Here is a 4,104-nt window from a genome sequence, read left to right as displayed (position 1 = left end):
CCCCAGGGGCGGCGCCAGCCGTAGCCGTAGACGGGCCGCGCGTAGACGACGGGACGGTCGGCATAGGGCCGCCAGTTCGGCCGGCACCAGCCGTAATAGCCGCGATGGAAGCCGGGTCCGCAGCCCTGCGCGGCCTCCGCGGCGCCCGCCGTGCCGGCCAGGGTGCCCAGCGCGAGCAGCGCCGCGCCAGCAAGTTTCATACGCATCCTCTATCCTCCATGTGGATGATGCGTTGAAACGCCGACGGAAGCGCACCGTTTCAAGATGACAAAATCTTAATCTTTTCGCGAGAAGCATTCACGATAAAGAATTACTAAGCATAGTATCAACGTACTATCGATAAGCTTCGCGGAACCGTGTCGTCGAGGCACGATCCCTTGCCAGCTCGGACCGGCCCGCACGACTGGCCGAGCGGGGCGCGAGGCCCCTAGCCGACGCCCGTCGGACCGTCGAGGACGCGCCGCACGCGCCGGGCGAGTTCCATGCGCTTGTAGGGCTTGTTGATGATCTCGAACTCGGTGCCGCCCGCATCGGTGCGCTCCAGCGAGGCCTCGGCGTAGCCCGTGGTCAGCAGCACCTTGATCCGGGGCTGGCGCTCGCGCGCGGCCCGGGCCAGCATGACGCCGTTCATGCCGCCCGGCATGATCAGGTCGGTGAACAGCAGGTCGATGCGCGCCTCGCCGTCCAGCACCTCGAGGGCCGCACGGGGCCCGTCCGCGATCGTGACCTTGTAGCCGAAATCCTCCAGGATCGTGCCCGCGGTGGCGGCCACGTCCGGCCGGTCGTCGACGACGAGCACCGATTCGGTGCCGTGCCGGTCGGCGGCGCGCTGCGAGACCTTGCGCTCCTCCTCGATCTTCTGGTCCGAGGCCGGGAAGAGCAGGCGCACGGTGGTGCCGTGGCCGACCTCCGAGTAGACCTTGACCGAGCCGCCCGACTGCTTGGCGAAGCCGTAGACCATGGCGAGCCCGAGGCCGGTGCCCTTGCCCTCGCCCTTCGTGGTGAAGAACGGCTCCATCACCCGGGCCAGGATCTCGGGGGGCATGCCGATGCCCGTGTCGGTCACCGAGACCACCACGTAGGCGCCCGGGCCCACCGTCTTGTAGAGGGCGGTGTCCTCGTCCTCGATCAGCAGGTTCTCGGTCTTCACCGTCACCGTGCCGCCGTTCGGCATCGCGTCGCGCGCGTTGATCAGCACGTTGAGGAGGGCGACCTCGGCCTGGGTCGGGTCGATGCGCGTGGTCCAGAGGTCGGGCGCCGGCAGCATGCGCATCACGACCTGCTCGCCCAGCGTGCGCTCGGCCATCTCGCTCATGTTCTGGACGAGGCCGTTGATGTTGAGGAGCCGGCCCTCCAGCCGCTGCTTGCGCGAGAAGGCGAGCAACTGGTGCGTGAGCTTGGCGGCGCGCTCGGAGGCGTCCCGCACCGCCTCGCCCGCCCGGCGCAGGCGGGAGACGTCGATGTCGGGGTGGTCGATCAGCGCCAGCATCACCTCGTTGTGGCCCGAGATCACCTGCAGCAGGTTGTTGAAGTCGTGCGCGATGCCGCCGGTGAGCTGGCCGAGACTCTCCATCTTCTGGGCCTGATGGAGCGATTCCTCGGCGTCGCGGCGGCGCGAGACGTCGAGCTGCGAGCCGAAGAAGTAGACGAGGTCGCCCTGGCGGTTGAACACCGGGCTGACGAACAGCGCGTTCCAGAAGGAGGAGCCGTCCTTGCGGTAGTTCAGGATCTCGGTGGCGAACTCGCGGTGCTCGGCGATGGCCGCGCGCACCTCGTCGACCGTGTCGCGATCGGTCTCCGGCCCTTGGAGGAAGCGGCAGTTCGTGCCGATCAGCTCCTGCCGGGTGTAGCCGGTCATGCGCTCGAAGGCGCGGTTGACGAAGAGGATCGGGTTGTCGGGCTGGTGCGGGTCGGTCACGATCATCGGCATGCGCGTCGTCTCGACGGCCGCGAAGAAGATGTCGTGGTGCACGTCCTCGACGCCGGACGGCCCGCTGCCGGTCACGGGTGTGTGCGGACCGTTCGTCCTGGGCTTCTCCGGTGACGACGGCATCCGCTGGCAGGACTTCCCTGGCAAGGCCGGGGCATGGCTGACCCGGTCGGAGAGATGACGGCCGCGATCCTATCACGGCACAACGTATACGTGCAGGCGCACGTAGATCGTTCAACGGTCACGTTGCCGCGGCCGAGCTGGTACGGCGATACCGGTCCAGGCGCCGCTCGCGGCACTTGGCGCAGTTCCCGAGCTAGGGCGGGGCGCGACGGGGCGGATGCGTCCCAAACCCGCACCCCTGGCCGGCGCGACGCGCGCAGGGACCGAGGCCGCAACCGAAGCGGGAATCGGCCGCGACGATCCGGAATGCCCGGACGGCGCCGCCCGCGGGCGGCCGCGCCATCGACGGGGCGGCCCGCTTCTACGAAGAACCCGCTCGTCCTGTTGGCCGTTGTGGTCTGGGGCGGCCGGACGAGCCGTCGAGCCGAGCGGACCTGGCATGATGGGGGATGAGGTCGAGCGGCTGCGGGGCCGCGAGCGCGCGCTGGAAGCCGAGAATGCGCGGCTGCGCGCCCAGCTCGCGGACGGCGTCCGCCGGCCGGAGGCGGGTCAGCGCACCTCGCCGGCGGGGGCGGACCTGCTGTTCACGGCCGCCGAGAAGACCCGCATGCCGCAGATCGTCACCGACCCGAACCGTCCGGACAATCCGATCGTCTTCGCGAACCGCGCCTTCCAAGACCTCTGCGGATACGGGGCGGAGGAGCTGGTCGGGCGCAACTGCCGCTTCCTCCAGGGGCCGGGGACCGACCCCGCCGACGTCGCACGGCTGCGCGATGCCATCGCGGCCCGGCGCGACGTCGTGGTCGAGATCCTCAACTACCATCGCGACGGCACGCCCTTCCGCAACGAACTCTACGTCAGCCCGGTCTTCGACGGCGAGGGGCGGCTGCGCTACTTCTTCGGCAGCCAGCTCGACGTCACGCGATTCCGGACCGAGGAGGGCAAGCTCGCCGAGAGCGAGGCGCGCTACCGCACCCTGTTCGACGCGATCGATGCGGGCTTCTGCATCGTCGAGATGCGTTTCGACGCCGACGAGCGCGCGATCGACTATCGCTTTTTGGAGGTGAACCCCGCCTTCCAGCGGCAGACCGGGCTCGGCGACGTCATCGGACGCTGGGTGAGCGAGGTGGTGCCCGCGCTGGAGCGGCGCTGGTTCGACGTCTACGGCGCGGTCGCGCTGACGGGCCGGCCGGTCCGCTTCGAGAGCGGGGCCGTGGCCATGGGCCGCTGGTTCGACGTGCACGCCCTGCGCATCGGCGATCCCGTCCAGCGCCGCGTCGCCATCCTGTTCAACGACATCAGCGAGCGCCGCGAGGCCGAGGCCGTCCTGCAGGCGACGGCGCGCGACCGCACGGCGGAGCGCGACCTCGTCTGGCGCGCCAGCCGCGACCTGCTCGTGGTCTGCGGCTTCGACGGCGTCTACCGGGCCGTCAACCCGGCCTGGCGGGAGATGCTCGGCTGGGGCGAGGAGCAGCTCGTCGGCGCGCGCTTCGACACCTTCGTCCATCCGGACGACCGGGCCGAGGCGCAGCAGGCCTTCGCGCGCATCGTGCGGGGCGAGGTTCTCGACAACCTCGACGTCCGCCTGCGCGCCGCCGACGGCGCCGAGCGCTGGATCTCCTGGAACGCCATCGCGCAGGGCGACCTCTTCTGCGCCGCCGGCCGCGACGTGACCGAGCGCAAGGCGCTGGAGGAGCAGCTGCGCCAGTCGCAGAAGCTCGAGGCGGTGGGCCAGCTCACGGGCGGCGTGGCGCACGACTTCAACAACCTGCTCACCGTCATCAAGTCCTCGACGGACCTCCTCAAGCGCCCGAACCTCCCCGAGGAGCGCCGCCTGCGCTACGTCGCGGCCATCTCGGACACGGTCGACCGGGCCGCCAAGCTGACGGGCCAGCTCCTCGCCTTCGCGCGCCGCCAGACCCTGACCCCGGAGGTGTTCGATGTCGGCCGGGCGGTCACCGCCCTCTCCGAGATGGTCGGCACGCTCACAGGCGCGCGCATCCGCTTCGAGGCCGAGGTCGCGGCGGGAGGGGACCGGCACGCGGGCCCCG

The 4,104-nt window shown here is 70.3% G+C and carries 2 protein-coding genes and 1 pseudogene; 1 reads left to right on the top strand and 2 read right to left on the bottom strand.

What is annotated here, in order from left to right:
* Positions 1 to 206 (bottom strand): annotated as a pseudogene (locus AX737_RS18350) (hypothetical protein); the annotation flags it as partial.
* Between the two features lie 221 nt (positions 207 to 427).
* Positions 428 to 2,053, bottom strand: a complete 1,626-nt coding sequence (locus tag AX737_RS18345) for a hybrid sensor histidine kinase/response regulator (protein WP_066923926.1) — start codon at positions 2,051 to 2,053, stop codon at positions 428 to 430.
* Positions 2,054 to 2,492: 439 nt separating this feature from the next.
* Between AX737_RS18345 and AX737_RS18340 the strand changes: the two genes are divergently transcribed.
* On the top strand, positions 2,493 to 4,104 hold a 1,612-nt coding region (locus tag AX737_RS18340; protein WP_280949089.1), incomplete at its 3' end, for a PAS domain S-box protein.

This window comes from Methylobacterium sp. CCH5-D2 (assembly GCF_001556475.1).
In the GTDB taxonomy this organism is placed as follows: Bacteria; Pseudomonadota; Alphaproteobacteria; order Rhizobiales; family Beijerinckiaceae; genus Methylobacterium; species Methylobacterium hispanicum.
Note: the sequence above shows the minus strand (reverse complement) of the source record. Positions and strands in the feature narration are given on the sequence as shown.

Excerpts from the sequence above, each read along its gene's own strand:
- AX737_RS18345 (WP_066923926.1), bottom strand. The coding sequence starts at position 2,053 with ATGCCGTCGTCACCGGAGAAGCCCAGGACGAACGGTCCGCACACACCC.